This is a genomic window from Clostridioides sp. ZZV14-6387, from assembly GCF_020657835.1.
Lineage (GTDB): Bacteria > Bacillota > Clostridia > Peptostreptococcales > Peptostreptococcaceae > Clostridioides > Clostridioides difficile_A.
In genome coordinates this window covers 26,126-41,849 of sequence record NZ_JAGWCW010000023.1, presented here as the reverse complement: position 1 = coordinate 41,849, position 15,724 = coordinate 26,126, and the positions used below count along the sequence as shown (strand labels likewise).

Genomic DNA, 15,724 nt, shown 5'->3' with positions numbered 1-15,724 from the left:
TCTAATTTAACAGTACATACTTATATACGTTTTTTTAATTCTATTTAGAGCTTCATTTAATGTCTCTTTAGGGCACCCTATATTAAGACGGATAAACCCTTCTCCATCTTTTACAAAATAACTTCCAACTACCATAGTTAAATTTGCATGTCTAAAAAACTCTTTAGCTTTTTCTTCATTTTCAAATACTTCTCTAACATCTATCCAAGCCAGAAAAGAAGAGTCTGACTTCATAACCTTTGCTTTTGGTATATATCTTTCAAAGAAATCATAAACTATTTCAAAATTATTCTCTACATAATTGGTCATTTCATCTAGCCATTTTTCACTTTCATTGTATGCTGCAATAATCGCTGGTATTGCAAATACATTTGGAGAAGTTATTGAATTACTTTTTAATCTTTCTAACAAAATTTCTCTAACTTTTAAATCTCGTATTAATACATAAGATGTTTTTAATCCTCCTAAGTTGAATCCTTTATTAGGAGATACACAGATTATACTATTTTTATAAATTTCTGGATGAGCATTCCATAAAGACACAAATCTATGACCTTTAAATACTATATCCCTATGAATTTCATCACTTACCAAAAGTACATTATACTTTAAGCATAACTCTGATACTTTATACAGTTCTTCCTTTGTCCATATACGACCTGATGGATTTTGTGGACTACAGAATATAAATAATTTTATATTTTTGTATTTCATTTGAGCTTCTATATCTTCTAAGTCTAAATAATATCTATTATTCTCTAATTTTAATGAGCTACAACATAATTTTCTATTATTGTTTACTACAGCTTCTGCAAAAGGGTCATAGGCAGGTGTATTTATCAATACACACTCTCCTTGCTTAGTGTATGTTTGGACTATATAATGAAGTGTTGAAACAGTCCCAAAAGTTAACTTTATCCATTCTTTTTCTACATATATATCAAACCTTCTTTTATTCCAATTTATAATAGAATCATAGAAGTCATCTCCTATAAAAGTATAACTATAATCTCCTACTGATGCTCTTTTTAAGATAGATTCTTTTATAGCAGGAGCACATTCAAAATCAATATCAGCTAAATCCATAGGAATTGCATCTTCATTTAAGTCAAACTTTTCTTTAATTACATGGTTGCTCCACTTCCTACAATTCCCCTCTTTACGATTTAATACTTTGTCAAAATTATATTTCATAATTTTATTCTCCTAATATCATAAAATCTTTGGATGTCTTATTGAGTGGAACACCTTTTCCATCTATTATAACAATGTCATCTTCTATCCTAACTCCCCCTATATTTGGAATGTAGATTCCTGGCTCACAAGACATTACCATTCCCTCGGTTAATATATCATCACTATTTGGATTTAGAGTAGGAATCTCGCCATCTCCAAGACCTATACCATGACCTAGACCATGATTAAAATACTCACCAAATCCATGTTTATCTATAATTTCTCTAGCTACTTTGTCAACATCACGGGCCTTAACTCCTTCTTTTATTGACTCTATTGCAGATAATTGTGCTTCTAATACTACATTATATATCTCTTGAATAATTTTAGGAGGTTTACCTATAGATATTGTACGAGTCATATCCGATTGATACCCTTGATAAACAACACCAAAATCTATCGTTATAGCTTCATTTACTTTCAACTTTTTATTTGTAGGTCTTCCATGTGGCATTGCTCCTCTTTCCCCTGATACCACTATTGTCTCAAAAGACATACCACTTGCACCTTTTTTCAATGCATGATACTGAATTAGAGCTGATACTTCTAGTTCGGTCATATCTTTTTTAATCTCAGAAATAACTTCATTAAACACTTCGTCTGTAATATCACAAGCATTTTTAATAAGTTCAATCTCTTCTTTAGATTTCACAGACCTTAACTTCCATAATTCATTGGTTATTAAATTGATTTCAAAGCCTGCATTTTTTAGCAAAATATACTCTTGTATACTCATAGATTGATTTTCTATTGCTAACTTTCCTATATTCAATTCTCTTAATAGCCCAATTATATTTGGTATATAAGTACCTTGAGATACAACTCTTTTTATGAAGCCAGTCGTTTTTTTATCTGCTTCATCAATATATCTACCATCTAGAATTTGATAGTTTTTATCTTTAGTAATAAGTACATACACACCACTACCTGATAATGCTCCTATGTATCTTTTAGTGTTCTTAGCTTTAATCAAAAGAGCGTCAACACCTCTTTTATAGATTAAATCTACTAGTCTCTCTATTGTATTATCCATATCAAAATATTAGAAATCCAGACCTAAGCCATCTAATAAGTCTTCTTCTTCTTTAGAGAATATGTTCTTTGTTTCTTCTTTTTGTTTTTTATTATTCTGTTGACGTTCCATTATTTTAAAGAATGGCCAATATAATAAGACTGCCAATACTAGCTGTAATGCATTTGCTAATATAGAATGCCAATCTCCATTAGTTAAAAAACCTTCTAAGAATACCCCCACATATGGAGGGTCAAATACTGGTTTTGCTAACCATCCCCAATGCATAAAAAACATTGGCAATGTCCCTATTATAGCCCCACCAAATACATGTGGTATAAACATTACTGGATTTAATATTATTGGTGCACCAAATAATATTGGTTCATTTATTCCAAATAATGCAGGGAATAATGATACACGTCCAATCTTTTTATAAGATGCGTTTTTTGATAACATACATGCAATTACACAACCTATACTAATTCCACAACCTGTAAATCCAAAGAATGCACTTGAAGCTCCTGCTGTAAAGAAATGAGGTATTGTTTCACCAGCTTGCATAGCTGCTATATTTTCAGCTATAAATGTAATCATTATAGGTCTAGTTATAGGGCTAAATACTGATGAATGTATTCCGAAAAAGAATATCGTACATATAGCAAAATTAAGAGCAAGAACTGACCATGGATTATCCATACTTCCTACTAATGGAGATAAAAATTGAGTAAGTATTTGTGGAGGTAATTCTCCAAACACTTTTAATGAAATAAAACGTGCAACTATAAAAGTACCACAAACTATTATAGTAGTTGGTATCAATTCAAAAGACCTAGATACAAAATCAGGTACATTTTCTGGCATTTTTATTGTAATATTCTTCTTAGCACAGAAATTATATAACTCTACAGAACCAAGTCCTGCTATCATCCCCGTAAATAGCCCTTTAGCTCCTAAGTTTCCTATTTCTAATGCTCCATCTGGTGTGAATGATGCTACTAGGAATAGAAAAGAAAAAGTTGATAGTGCAACACAACCTGGTATATATAACTTATAATAATTACCTAAATTAAAAGCAATACACATACAAGCATATAATCCTATCAAACCTATGGAAAGACTTACTGGTAAGTCTAGTATTGTTGCATTATTCAATATAAATTTGCTTATCGAGTTACTCTCTCCAAGCATGTTTGGAAGTGCTGGAAGTATTGCAAATATACTTCCTAATATAGTGAATGGTGTCATAGCCACCATACCAGCCTTTATAGAACCAAGGTGACGCTGATTGTCAACCTTGTGAGCTAAAGGCATAAATACTCTATTCATGAACGCTTCAAATTTTGAAAACATATTTAATCCCCCTTTCCCCTCAATATTCTTATTACCCTTGAGCTAATTGATGCTTTTTATATGTTATTAATGCTAACTTCATAACTGTAGCTCCATCCATTTTCCCATATACATCTTTATCTATTACTGCAAAGGGTTTGTTTTTTGGTTCTAATATCCCTTTTAAAAAATCTATTTTGTGAGCTATCTGAGGTCCTATAAGTACTATATCCCAATCATCAACTTCACTTTCTATTGAATCTGCTGGTATAGCTGTAAATTCAAAATCTTTTTCATCAAGTTTAGCACTTTCTTTTACTACCTTCTTCATATTTTGCATTAGCATATTAGTAGAAAATCCACCTGCACAACATAATAATATTTTCATAATAATTCCTCCTAAAATTTATATTTTTTATTATCTCTTGAAAGCATTTAAAACTTTCTAAAAGAAAATTTATGTAAATAATTTATTTATACACTACAACTACTTGTCAAGACAATCTATCAAAGCCTCTATCAAGTCTTTTGCTAGTTGAGAAGTCATATAGTGGTCTTGGGCATGTACCATTAAAAGACTCATTGCTGGACTTTCAACATCTTCATTTAAATCTTGAGTTATCAATTCTGTCTGTATTCTATGAGCTTCAATATCTATTTTACGAGCCTCCTCTATTAACAATTTTGCTCCTTTAAAATCTTTTACTTTCACTTTTTTTAAAGCTTCGAAAGCTTTTGATTTACTTTCTCCTGCAGTTGATATAAGCTCCATTATTTGTAACTCTGTTGACATTTTCCTATTCTCCTTTAAATAAAATTTCTTATATGTTTATATTTTTCTTCATCAAAATTTAAGATTAATTGTGTATATAACTTTATAATAGCATCCAAATCTTTATTACTTACTATCGAAAATGCACAATGACCATATCTGACTGGTACACAAGTTACTACACAAGGTTTCCCTTCATTTACAAGATGTGCTTCTCCCCCATCAGTACCACCTGATTCAAACATATCATGTTGAAGTTGTATATTGTTTTTATTAGCAATTTCCATTACATAATCTATTATTTTTCTACTAGGGACTAAAGTCCTATCTCTATGCATTAGCATTATACCTTTATCAATTTGTTTCTGATTTGTATAGTCTCTTACAAACTCGTTCTTAGCACATGCTACATCTATTACAAATACTATATCAGGATTTATTAGCTGTGTTGCTGTCTTTGCTCCTCTTATTCCAACTTCTTCACTACTTGTAGCTGCAAAGTGAATATTACAGTTTAGATTTTTATTCTCTAACTCTTTTAAAACCTCTCCCATCACAAAGCATCCTATCCTATCATCAAAAGCTTTTCCAACTAATCGGTCTTGAAGAGTGAATTCCTCAAAGTTTGTTGTATAGGTTACCATATCCCCAACATGAATTCCTAGATTGTATACTTCATCTTCTGTACATGCTCCAATATCTGCATATATATTTTCAACTTTGCCATTATTATATGTGGCATTTATTATAGCAGGTATTTTTTTTCCTTCTCTTGTTGTAATTCTAATTTTTTGAACAAACTGTGCAAGAGGTTTTACTCCCCCTATTGTTATTAGGTGAATCATGCCAAGTTTACCTATACTTCTCACCATAAATCCAACTTCATCCATATGAGCACAAATCATTACATTTGGTGCATTTTCATCTTTTATCTTAGAAAAGATTACACTCCCTAGCCCATCACATATAACTTTATCACTATAAGTTTTTAGCTCGTCTAATAAAACTTGTCTAACCTCCTCTTCATTAGATGCTATACCATCTGCTTCTGATAATCTCTTAAAAAACTCTATATTCATGCCTAACCTCCCAGATAGATTTTTAACTTATACATAAACTCTTCATAGGATTGTGACTTATTTAGCATATCTACCATATCCTTATCTGTCATAATCTTACTTAGATATTTAGATATCTGTTTATGAAGCTCTAAATTTCCCTTTATTAATGAAATCATGAAAATAATTTTTGGCACCCTATTTTCATAACTAATATCAGTTTGTATCAAAGCTACTGATATAATATTTTTATTACCTGTCATTTCAATTGGATGAGGTATTGCTACACCATTTGTGTAAATAGTGCTCAAATAACTTTCTCTTTCCCACACATCTCTAGGATAGGTTGGGGAACAAGCTCCTTCATCAACTATGCATTGTGACATGCTATCGAGGATATTCTTATATTTGATTTTGTCTTTTATACATCTAAAGTGATTCTTATCAAACAGACCTAATATATATTGTTTTGGGCTTGATATATTTCCTATATGGTCTGCAAATCTAACACTTTCTTTAATATCTAAATAATCCAGTTCATCTAAAATTTCATTTATAAGTATAACTGGAGCATTTATTTCAAATAAAAGAGTTGTTATTGAAAAAATCAAATCTGGTGCAAATTCTACTACAGGTTTTTCCTCTAGTAATGAAAAATTTTTTATATCAGCATTTGGAAAGATTTCTTTAAGCCTTAAATTTATTAAAAATGCACTACCTCCACCAGAAGAGCATATTATAGCTATCTTATACTTTTTATTAAAATTGGCCTCTTCTCTCTTTTCAAAGGGTACAGCAATATGAGTGGCTATAAAACCTATTTCATCTTGACTTATTTTTATATGATACTCATTTTCTATAATTTTTGAAAACTGAATAGATAAATTAAAAACAGTTGGATATTGTTGGCTTATCTTAACTGAAAAAGGATTTATTATCTTGTGATTCTTCTTTATACGTTCTATTAAACATGCAATATGTAAATAAAATAAATTAAGAAATTCTTTATCCTCTAAAAAATTAGAGTTATACTTTTTGTCTATATCTCTAAAAAATTCATATATTATATCTTGAAGTTTATTTTTGTCTATATTCTTTATAGTGGCTTTCTTATCTTTAGTCCTTAATTTTATAAGTTGTTTTAAATAATACTTTTCATCATGATTAAGATTGTATTTTTTATCTTTAAAAATTTTATCTAATAAGTCATCTATAATTAAATCTTCCGTATATAAGTCTAAATCATTAACATCTCTTGCCACTCTCATACTAACTCTTATATACAATATAATAATTTGTGCTAATATTTCCTCAAGCTCTGTTAGGTTGACTTCTAAGTTATGTTCATTAAGAACATTTTTTATTGTACTTCTAATACTATCTAATTTAAATTTATCTATAAATCTATTTCTATACTCTGTTATATTTCTATTCCCTTTAAAATAACTATCCACTAATATACTTTGAATTTCTTTTACAGAGCCTTCTATTTTAATTCCATAATGAGCCTTTCTCTGTAATTTTAATTCTGTATCCTTTATCTTTTCATCTACCTTTTTTAAATCATTTTTTATTTGGGATGAACTTACTAAAAATTTTTTACTTAATTGTTCTATAGTTTTATAACCTTCATTTATTAAAAGTTCTACTATTATAGATTCTAACCGTTGTTCTGGATTTTCAACTAAATCTGAGGGTAAGCTTTTTAGGTAATGCTCGAATTTCTCTTGGTCTTTAATATTTAGAATATATCCTAATTTAGACTTATACTCTAATTTGAAGCCATTACATTCTTTTATAGTTTCTATCTTTTTTATTTCATTTCTGATAGTTCGAGTAGATACCCCCAATTTATCTGCAAAATAATCTATATTTAGATAACTACTACTATTTTTCAATGTCTCAAGAATAATGCGTTCTCTCATATGCCCACCTCCCTCAGTATTATTATCTTTTTCAAAGTAGTATTACAAACAAAAATATCTTCTTACTAAAAATTAAACTCTTAATTTTATTTATATTTACGAAGTTTATATCCTAGTATATTTTAGCATTAAAGTTTATGATACAGATTTCATAATAATAAAATATATAGTTCAATTTTTATTATATTTTAATTATATATGTAATACTTTACCAATAAAAGCTGATATTTTTCATCAATTAAATGAAAAAAATACACTATTATATATAAATGATATAAATTTTTCATATAACAAATATCCTAAACTTATCTAAAATAAATTTAGGATATTTTATTTTTTATGCTTTATTTACAGACCCACATACTTTAATTTTTTCTTTTACAAAGTCCTTTACTGATTGAATTCCTGCCAACCCATATTTTTTAGGGTCTATAACCTCAGAATCTTTACTTAAAACTTTTTTAACTCCATTACTATATGCAATTCTTAATTCAGTTGCGTAGTTAACTTTTCTAATCCCTCTTTTTATAGCCTCTTTTATAATATCATCACGTATTCCCGAACCTCCATGTAATACTAAAGGTATTGAAACTACTTTTTTAATTTCTGATAGTCTGTCTAAATCTATTTTAGGTTCACCTTTATACAATCCATGCGCTGTACCTATAGCTATGGCTAATGAAGATACTCCTGTTCTATCGACAAACTCTTTTGCCTCTTTTGGATTTGTATAATCATTACTATCTCCACCATCTAAATCATCTTCTTTTCCACCAACTTTTCCAAGTTCTGCTTCCACTGGTATAAGAGATGGGCTACATGCTTTTACTACTGATTTAGATAGATATATATTATTTTCAAAACTTTCATGAGAACCATCTATCATTATTGATGTATAACCATCCCTTAAAGCTTTCATTGCAAGTTCAAAACTTGAACCATGATCTAAATGCATTGCTATAGGTATATTTACTCTCTTCGCTGCAACCTTTGCATTTGCTAGATAATAATCAAGCCCTGCATACTTCACAGTTGATGGAGTCGTTTGTAATATAACTGGAGAATTTAGCTCCTCAGCAGCTTCTATAACAGCAATTACCATTTCCATATTTTCCACATTAAATGCACCTACTGCATACCCTTCATCTTGTGCCTTTTTAAGCATCGATGTTGTTGTTACTAATGCCACATTGATACCCCCCAAATTATTTAATTATAATATTTTAATAAATATTTTTAGTATTCATATATTGTTACACCTTTTACTACTCTATTTACTGTTCCTGTAACTGATGGTGTATCTGGCTTATTTTCAACTTTTATAGATACAAATAGTGCTATAGTTTGTGCAAATAATATGTATGGCATTGCAAGATACGCATCTGGCAATTTATTATATTTTCCTCCAAACTCAAACTTTGTTCCTGAAAAATTACTTTCGCCTTCTACAGACACTGCACAAGTGAGTTTGGCAATCTTATCTCTTTTTATTTCTTCTAAAACATCTAAGTCATATTTTCTTGTATATGAACAATTCGATACAAATTCAAATACAAGTGTATTTTTATCAATAAATGATTTGGGACCATGTCTAAATCCCATAGGAGAATCATATACTGTAGCTATTTTCCCTGCTGTAAGTTCTAAAAGTTTTAGTTGTGCTTCTTGTGTAAGACCACCTAATCCTCCTGAACCTAAATATACAACTCTATCAAAATCTTTATTTATTAACTCATGTATTTCGTCTTTTCTATCTATAACATTTCTTCCCATTTCAATTATTGAATGTATATATGACTTTTCTACATCATCTTCTAAACTATCAAATATTAGCATAGCAGATAACATCATACATGAAAAACTTCCAGTCATAGCGAAACCTTTATCATTTGATTTTGATGGCATTAGTAACAAGTAATTGTTTTCATCATTTTTAGCCATTTTAGCCAGTTCGCCTTCTGGATTACAAGTTATAACTAAATGATAAAAATTATCTACAATTTGATTTCCTAAGTTTAGAGCAGCCAAGCTTTCAGGGCTATTTCCACTTCTTGCAAATGAAACTAATAACGTTGGCACATCTTTTTTTAAGTAATCATATGGATTAGAAACTATATCTGTAGTAGGTATTGTTTCAAATATATATTTTCTTATATCATTTTTATTTTTAAGATAAGGGAGTATTGAGTTTCCTACATAAGCTGAAGTCCCAGCACCTGTAAAGATAACTCTAAACTGCCCATGATTACTACTTATTGTATCTATAAACCTACTTAATTTTTCTTTATTAGATTTATATGTTTCATAAGTTTCTAACCATAATTCAGGTTGTTGTTTTATTTCGTTAGTCGTTATTATTGCACCTAAATCTTTTAATTTTTGTTCTTCTAGTTTAAACATTTTCATTCCCCTTTCATACTCATAACACTTAATTTTGGTAATGAGGTTATAACCACTTTTAAATGTAAAAAAAATACTCTTTTATATTTTTTACTTGGACTTATTATTACTACTAAAACTAATTTTTAAATATACTCTATACATTTTGATTACTCTCATAGATTATTTATAGTTTATCTTAAAAAATTTAATAGAATTATATTATAGGCGTTTTGGCATTTTTATTTTATGATAAAAATTTATTTAAAAAAGTGGTAACTACCACTAATCCAAATATAAATTAATTTAAATTTTTTGTCAATACATAAAATATTTATATCAATCAATTTTATATATTTTTTTAAATTACTTTATCAATTATATTTATTGCACAGTTAATTTACCTTCATAAACTTCATATTTATTTTTTTAGCACAAAGTTTACAAATTTATGTGCCTGAATTATAATCATTTCTATAAATCTAAAAAACACTAGGAGAAACTATTATGAAAAATATAAAAGTCGGTATGATAGGTCTTGGCTCTATAGCTCAAAAAGCATATTTACCTGTATTAACAAAATCTGATAGATTTAAATTTGTAGGAGCCTTTACTCCAAATAAATCCAAAAGAGAAAAAATCTGTAGTGATTATAGGCTCACACCATTTGATTCTATTGAATCTTTAGCTAAAAAGTGTGATTGTATTTTTCTACATAGCTCTACAGAGACACACTACGAAATTATAAAGATACTATTAAATTTAGGTATTCATGTATATGTGGACAAACCACTTGCATCAACAGTAGAGCAGGGAGAAGAGCTTATCGAATTAAGTATGAAAAAAAACCTAAATTTAATGGTTGGATTTAACCGTAGATTCTGCCCTATGTACAAAGAAATCAAAAGGAATGCTACAGAAATTGTATCTATCAATATATGCAAACATGGATTAAATTCTATAAGAAATGTTGGATTTGACAGTACACTTATAGATGACTATATACATGTTATTGATACTGCCTTATGGTTAGCAGATAGTGATGTTAAAATTACTGGAGAGGATTTATTTTTAACAGACAATAAGAATCTAATATTTGTAAGTCATAAGCTTAAGGGTAAAAACTTCTCCATAAATACCTTTATGCATAGAGATTCTGGAACAAAATTAGAACAAGTTGAGATTATTTCAAAGGGTAAAATTCAAAGAGTTAAAAACCTTAATACACTGGAAATAGAAGAGTATGGAAATCTAACTTCAAAACAAAGTGGTGCATGGGTAAATATATTAAAACAAAAAGGTTTTGAGGACATAATAAATCATTTCATTGATTGCTTAGAAAATAGTATAAAACCAGCAATTAGTGGAGAAGAGTGTGTTAAAGCTCAAAGATTACTAGAGAAAATTATCGGTTCAGTAAAATAGATATTTATTATAAAAATAAGCTAGGGATAAGTGTCTCTAGCTTATTTTTATAATGAGACTTGCTTTTTATATATCAAATTCTATTACATACATATCAAACTCATTATATTCACATTAATTCTATTTAACTTAACTTTGTTACTTCAACTAAATTCTGATACTTATTAACTTCTTTTAAGCACACAAAACCTGTTTCCATATTTAGGGCATTACTTATTCCACAAGCATTTGCGAACTTAAGTAAATTTTCTATTTCGTAGCCTCTTAAAATACCCACACTAAATCCAGCTATCGTACTATCTCCACTGCCTACAGTATTTACACATTTTAAAGGTGGTACTTTTACATCATATACACTATCTCTATTTAAATAAACCATCCCATCCTTACCTAAAGATATACATACATTTTCTGCCCCCATTTCAAGAAGTTTTTTTCCTGATAAGATAACTTCCTCTCTTGATTCTATATTAGCTCCTAATAAATTTCTTATTTCATCTATATTTGGCTTTATTAAATATGGTTGTGATTTTAAGGCTACTTTTAGCGCATCTCCTGATGTATCTAATATAAATTTTATATTATTTTCTCTACATAAATTACCTAGTTTCTCATAATAGTCTGTTGGCATATTTTCACAATAACTACCAGATGCCACTAATATTTTAGTATTTTTTATTACTTTATCTATGTCATTTTCAAACCTCTCTAAATCACTTTTTTCCACTCTTGGCCCCTTTTCTAGAAATTCTGTACTTATTTTGTTGTCTTCGATTATATTTAGACAATTTCTAGTTTCCTGCTCTATTTTTGTGAATTTATTTTGTATATCTAATTTTTTAAGTTCATTTTTTATAAATTCCCCATTAAATCCACCTAAAAATCCCATAGCTAAAGGTGTTTCTTTTAAAATTTTACATACCTTAGTAACATTTAATCCTTTACCTCCAGCAGTTGCATTTGTACTTACTACCCTTTGTACCTGACCTATGTTTATACTATTTACTCTATACATTCTATCTATAGATGGATTGAACGTTATTACTGTAATCATACTCGATTCTCCTTATTATTAATTTCTCACTTCCATAAAATAAATCAATATGTAAAATATAAAAACTTAGCCTATAATATATTCAAATTGGTAATTACCACTTTGAATATAAATTATTTTATTTATTTTGTCAATGCACCATAACTTCAAGCTAGTTAATAGTATCACTTATTAGATTTTGATTAAATTTTACTCATTGACATAAGTATTTGTATATTTTATAATCAAACTGTGGTAATAACCACTTAGAAAGGACTATTTTTTTATGATAAAAAGAAATGATAAAAGACCAATATATGACCAACTTGTTGAGATATTAAGGACTAAAATTGAAAACGAGATGGAGCCAAATGATAGAATGCTTTCTGAAAGAAAAATTTGTGATGAATATGGAGTAAGTAGGACTACAGTTAGACTAGCAATGGCTGAATTAGAACATATGGGATACATATACAAAAGACATGGAAAAGGTACTTTTGTTGCTGCACTAAGTCAAGATTCCCAAAACTTAATGGACAGTTATAGCTTTACAGATTATATGAGAACACAAGGAAAAAAACCAAGTACAAAAGTATTATCATTTGAGGTAGTAGAAAGTACAAAATATTTTTCTGAGAAATTAGGTATAACTCCTGGTGAAAAAATAATAAAAATAATGCGTCTAAGACTTGCTGATAATCTTCCTATGATGCTTGAAAGAACATATCTCCCTATGAAAGAGTTTACAGGATTGACACAAGAAAAAGTAGAACAAAAACCTCTGTACGAGATATTTAGAGAAGATTATGGGGAAATTATCAAAGTGGCTGATGAGGAATTTTCAGCAGGAATAATATCTGATAAGGAATCAAAGTTATTAGAAGTACCAGGTGATTCACCTTGTCTAAAGTTACTTCGTACGACATATAACGATGATAATATAGTTATTGAATTTACTTTGAGCGTTGCTAGAAGTGATAAATTTGTATATAAAATAAGGCATGTAAGATAGTAAATTTTAAATAGATTTCCAGAAAACTTAATATTTTATAAACTTCAAAACTACAAATGATAATGTAATTTATAAGGAGGTAGTTTTGAAAAATTTTATTTATGCAGATAAATTTTTTATGGAGTATGGTACCAAGGAAAAAGGTTACCTTAGCATAATTGATGGCAAATTTGGTAAATTTCAGAAAGAAAAACCACAAGCTATTGATAGTGTTATAGACTTTTCAGGTAAATATATTGCTCCTGGTTTAGTTGATACTCATATTCATGGCATTTTAGGTGCAGACATCATGGATAATACATTTGAAGCAATAAACACAATTTCAAAAGGGTTGTTAAAATATGGAGTGACTTCTTTCCTCCCCACAACTTTAACTGATTCTATAGATAAACTAAGTGATTCTATAGAAAATATAAGTAATAACTATGATAAAGTTGAAGGAGCAAAAATACAAGGTATTTATTTAGAAGGCCCTTTTTTTACAGAAAAACATAAAGGTGCTCAAAATGAAAAATATTTTAAAGACCCTAGTATTGACATTTTAAAATCATGGCAAAAAAAAGCAAAAAATTTAATAAGAAAAATAGCAATTGCCCCAGAACGTAAAAATTCAATAGAGTTCACAAAATATGCTACCGAAAATAATATATCAGTAGCACTTGGTCATAGTTCAGCTACATTTGAACAGGTTGAACAAGCTGTTAATTCTGGGGCTAAAGTGTTTGTACATATGTATAATGGAATGAGTCCTCTAAATCACAGAGAGCCTGGAATGGTTGGAGCAGCTATGGCACTAAAAAACACTTATGCTGAACTAATATGTGATGGTCATCATGTAAGTCCCATAGCTGCTAAAATAATAATGGATATTAAGTCCAGAAACAATATTGCTTTAATTACAGATTGTATGAGAGCAGGTGCTATGGATGATGGACAGTATACTCTTGGTAAGTTTAATGTAAATGTAAAAAATGGTGTTGCAAGATTGAGCAATGGAAGTTTAGCTGGGAGTGTATTAACAATGGACAATGCTGTTAAAAATATAGTTAATTGGAATATATCAACTTTAGAGGATGCAATAAAAATGGCTACATATATACCTGCTTTAAGTTGTAATATTGATAATATCTGTGGCTCTATATGCCAAGGTATGGATGCAGATTTTATAGTAATAGATAATGACTTTAATATACATGAAACTTATATAAATGGTATCTGTAAGTATAGAGCTAATAAATAAATTTTATATAAAAATAAAGAGTGGATATTTTCAATTATCCACTCTTTCATAGTACACTTTATTTTATAGTATAAGTCTACAAAAATTAAATCCTATTTATCAATCTGTTCTCTAAGCCACTTAGTTGCTACATCCAGTTGCTTATTTTCATCTTTTTCTTCAATTGTAGGCTTTATTCCTTTTTCATTGATATAATCTCCATTAGGTGTAAAATATTGAGCAGTAGTTAGTTTGTACCCTGTTCCATCTTTTAATCTTACAACTGATTGTACCAACCCTTTACCAAAGGTTGTAGTACCTACAGAAATACCTTCTTTATTATCAACGATTGCAGCTGTTAATATTTCAGCAGCAGAAGCACTTTCTCCATTAGTTAAGACTACTATTGGAAGTCCTAATTTTTCTTTATCAGATTTCAAGTACTCAGTGTTTCCTTTATTATCTTTTGTATATACTATAGTTCCTTCGCCAATTAGCTCATCAGCAACTTCTTTACATATATCCAGCATTCCACCAGGATTATTTCTAAGGTCTATTACTAATCCCTTAATATTCTTTGCTTTTAATTCTTTTAAAGCTTTGTCAAAGTCAGTATATGTACTTGATATAAATTGAGTGATTTCTATATATCCTAAATCATTATCAATTACTTTACTTTCTATACTTTTCTCAACTATTTGTTCTGTCTTTACTTTAAAGTTTAGATGTTTGTCTTCTCTTAATATAGTCAATTCGACTATTTTTCCTTTTTTACCTTTCATCATACGCACAGCTTCATCTGAATTCTTATATGACACAGATTTTCCATTTACTTTTACTAATTTATCCCCTGCTTTTACACCTGCTTTTTCTGCTGGAGAATCTTTCATAGGAACTACCACTAGCCCTCCATCTTTCGATGCACCTATATACATACCTACACCAACATAGGAGCCTTCACTATCATTTATTAAGTCTTCCATTTCATCTTTAGTGTAATAACCAGAGTACTTATCATTAGTACCTAAGAACAAACCTTTTGATGCTCCATCTACTAAGTCAGCATCAGATACTTTTTTATAAAAATCTTGTTTTATAATAGTTTCTAATCCTAACAACTTATCATATTTTTTATAGTCCTCATAGAGCTCCTTCGATATTACAACCTTATTCCCCAATGTTAACTGAAAGGCTGATGTAGTCATCGCCGTTATAATTACTAAAATCACCCCTAAAAAAATAGCTTTCTTCTTTGAAATCACAAGATACATCTCCTTTTACATAAACTATTATTATTATATGACTAGCTGTTATTTTTATT

The 15,724-nt window shown here is 29.0% G+C and carries 14 protein-coding genes; 3 read left to right on the top strand and 11 right to left on the bottom strand.

Annotated elements, in window-relative coordinates; translation table 11 throughout:
• Positions 1-6: 6 nt before the first annotated feature.
• The 9 genes from KGF38_RS14325 to KGF38_RS14285 all read right to left on the bottom strand — a co-directional run bounded on the left by KGF38_RS14325 (position 7) and on the right by KGF38_RS14285 (position 9,735).
• Positions 7-1,194 carry a MalY/PatB family protein gene (locus tag KGF38_RS14325; protein WP_227832477.1) on the bottom strand — a complete coding sequence of 396 codons (1,188 nt, stop codon included), beginning with the start codon at positions 1,192-1,194 and terminating at the stop codon, positions 7-9.
• A 4-nt stretch (positions 1,195-1,198) separates the two neighbouring features.
• Positions 1,199-2,269: an aminopeptidase P family protein gene (locus tag KGF38_RS14320; RefSeq protein ID WP_227832476.1), complete on the bottom strand. Its 1,071-nt coding sequence runs from the start codon at positions 2,267-2,269 to the stop codon at positions 1,199-1,201.
• A gap of 9 nt (positions 2,270-2,278) precedes the next feature.
• Complete coding sequence (locus tag KGF38_RS14315; RefSeq protein ID WP_054271890.1) at positions 2,279-3,601, bottom strand: PTS sugar transporter subunit IIC; 1,323 nt, start codon at positions 3,599-3,601, stop codon at positions 2,279-2,281.
• Between the two features lie 31 nt (positions 3,602-3,632).
• Positions 3,633-3,968: a PTS sugar transporter subunit IIB gene (locus KGF38_RS14310; RefSeq protein ID WP_054271891.1), complete on the bottom strand. Its 336-nt coding sequence runs from the start codon at positions 3,966-3,968 to the stop codon at positions 3,633-3,635.
• Between the two features lie 99 nt (positions 3,969-4,067).
• Positions 4,068-4,373: a PTS lactose/cellobiose transporter subunit IIA gene (locus tag KGF38_RS14305; RefSeq protein ID WP_054271892.1), complete on the bottom strand. Its 306-nt coding sequence runs from the start codon at positions 4,371-4,373 to the stop codon at positions 4,068-4,070.
• A gap of 14 nt (positions 4,374-4,387) precedes the next feature.
• Positions 4,388-5,431, bottom strand: a complete 1,044-nt coding sequence (ypdE, locus tag KGF38_RS14300; RefSeq protein ID WP_227832474.1) for an aminopeptidase — start codon at positions 5,429-5,431, stop codon at positions 4,388-4,390.
• Between the two features lie 2 nt (positions 5,432-5,433).
• Positions 5,434-7,335, bottom strand: coding sequence for a BglG family transcription antiterminator (locus KGF38_RS14295; RefSeq protein WP_054271894.1), 1,902 nt, complete (start codon positions 7,333-7,335; stop codon positions 5,434-5,436).
• A gap of 337 nt (positions 7,336-7,672) precedes the next feature.
• The gene (gene gatY / locus KGF38_RS14290) at positions 7,673-8,524 is read right to left on the bottom strand and encodes a tagatose-bisphosphate aldolase subunit GatY (protein ID WP_054271895.1); all 852 of its coding nucleotides are present in this window, start codon (positions 8,522-8,524) and stop codon (positions 7,673-7,675) included.
• Positions 8,525-8,571: 47 nt separating this feature from the next.
• A complete protein-coding gene (locus KGF38_RS14285) occupies positions 8,572-9,735 on the bottom strand; it encodes an SIS domain-containing protein (protein WP_054277724.1) in 1,164 nt (387 codons plus the stop codon).
• Positions 9,736-10,221: 486 nt separating this feature from the next.
• On the opposite strand from KGF38_RS14285, the gene KGF38_RS14280 reads away from it, so the two are divergent.
• Entirely contained in the window at positions 10,222-11,139 is a 918-nt protein-coding gene (locus tag KGF38_RS14280; protein WP_054271897.1) for a Gfo/Idh/MocA family protein, read from the top strand.
• A 124-nt stretch (positions 11,140-11,263) separates the two neighbouring features.
• Here KGF38_RS14280 and pfkB read toward each other — a convergent pair whose 3' ends face one another.
• On the bottom strand, positions 11,264-12,193 hold the full coding sequence (gene pfkB / locus KGF38_RS14275; RefSeq protein ID WP_074180105.1) for a 1-phosphofructokinase: 930 nt from the start codon (positions 12,191-12,193) through the stop codon (positions 11,264-11,266).
• 265 nt (positions 12,194-12,458) lie between these two features.
• Here pfkB and KGF38_RS14270 point away from each other — a divergent pair, with 265 nt between their 5' ends.
• Both KGF38_RS14270 and nagA read left to right on the top strand, forming a co-directional pair.
• Positions 12,459-13,184 carry a GntR family transcriptional regulator gene (locus KGF38_RS14270; RefSeq protein WP_054271899.1) on the top strand — a complete coding sequence of 242 codons (726 nt, stop codon included), beginning with the start codon at positions 12,459-12,461 and terminating at the stop codon, positions 13,182-13,184.
• Between the two features lie 85 nt (positions 13,185-13,269).
• Complete coding sequence (nagA, locus tag KGF38_RS14265) at positions 13,270-14,424, top strand: N-acetylglucosamine-6-phosphate deacetylase (protein WP_079739818.1); 1,155 nt, start codon at positions 13,270-13,272, stop codon at positions 14,422-14,424.
• A gap of 92 nt (positions 14,425-14,516) precedes the next feature.
• Here the strand turns inward: nagA and KGF38_RS14260 are convergent, their stop codons facing one another.
• The gene (locus KGF38_RS14260) at positions 14,517-15,674 is read right to left on the bottom strand and encodes a S41 family peptidase (protein WP_054271900.1); all 1,158 of its coding nucleotides are present in this window, start codon (positions 15,672-15,674) and stop codon (positions 14,517-14,519) included.
• Between the last annotated feature and the right edge of the window lie 50 nt (positions 15,675-15,724).

Excerpts from the sequence above, each read along its gene's own strand:
- KGF38_RS14260 (WP_054271900.1), bottom strand. The coding sequence starts at position 15,674 with ATGTATCTTGTGATTTCAAAGAAGAAAGCTATTTTTTTAGGGGTGATT.
- KGF38_RS14310 (WP_054271891.1), bottom strand. The coding sequence starts at position 3,968 with ATGAAAATATTATTATGTTGTGCAGGTGGATTTTCTACTAATATGCTA.
- KGF38_RS14285 (WP_054277724.1), bottom strand. The coding sequence starts at position 9,735 with ATGTTTAAACTAGAAGAACAAAAATTAAAAGATTTAGGTGCAATAATA.
- KGF38_RS14315 (WP_054271890.1), bottom strand. The coding sequence starts at position 3,601 with ATGTTTTCAAAATTTGAAGCGTTCATGAATAGAGTATTTATGCCTTTA.
- KGF38_RS14270 (WP_054271899.1), top strand. The coding sequence starts at position 12,459 with ATGATAAAAAGAAATGATAAAAGACCAATATATGACCAACTTGTTGAG.
- KGF38_RS14325 (WP_227832477.1), bottom strand. The coding sequence starts at position 1,194 with ATGAAATATAATTTTGACAAAGTATTAAATCGTAAAGAGGGGAATTGT.
- KGF38_RS14280 (WP_054271897.1), top strand. The coding sequence starts at position 10,222 with ATGAAAAATATAAAAGTCGGTATGATAGGTCTTGGCTCTATAGCTCAA.
- KGF38_RS14305 (WP_054271892.1), bottom strand. The coding sequence starts at position 4,373 with ATGTCAACAGAGTTACAAATAATGGAGCTTATATCAACTGCAGGAGAA.
- KGF38_RS14295 (WP_054271894.1), bottom strand. The coding sequence starts at position 7,335 with ATGAGAGAACGCATTATTCTTGAGACATTGAAAAATAGTAGTAGTTAT.
- KGF38_RS14320 (WP_227832476.1), bottom strand. The coding sequence starts at position 2,269 with ATGGATAATACAATAGAGAGACTAGTAGATTTAATCTATAAAAGAGGT.
- ypdE (WP_227832474.1), bottom strand. The coding sequence starts at position 5,431 with ATGAATATAGAGTTTTTTAAGAGATTATCAGAAGCAGATGGTATAGCA.
- pfkB (WP_074180105.1), bottom strand. The coding sequence starts at position 12,193 with ATGATTACAGTAATAACGTTCAATCCATCTATAGATAGAATGTATAGA.